This is a genomic window from Bacillus sp. SIMBA_026, from assembly GCF_046535335.1.
Lineage (GTDB): Bacteria > Bacillota > Bacilli > Bacillales > Bacillaceae > Bacillus > Bacillus velezensis.
In genome coordinates this window covers 1-254 of record NZ_JAWRWX010000326.1, presented here as the reverse complement: position 1 = coordinate 254, position 254 = coordinate 1, and the positions used below count along the sequence as shown (strand labels likewise).

Sequence of the window (254 nt, the reverse complement as noted above, 5' to 3'; positions counted from 1 at the left end):
AGAATTGACGGCGGGCGGCGATCGCCCCGCCCTTTCGCGACACCCGCGCCGCAGCCTGATACTGGCCGCGCTCAGTCAGTTTATCATTGGCGTACAGCAGGCCGAGCCGGTACAGCGCACGCCACGTCTGCCCCGACCCGCCGTGCATCGACCGCCCGGCCAGATGCGCCCAGGGCTTGCCCCGATGGTGGCTTATCACCGCCGGCGACAGCATGAGCAGCGCCGGCGCACCGTTCGCATCAGAATCAGCATCG

The 254-nt window shown here is 68.5% G+C and carries 1 protein-coding gene; it reads right to left on the bottom strand.

From position 1 onward, the window contains the following. Positions 1-254, bottom strand: a 254-nt coding sequence (locus SB847_RS21660; RefSeq protein WP_410578753.1) for a hypothetical protein, incomplete at both ends; no start/stop codon positions are given.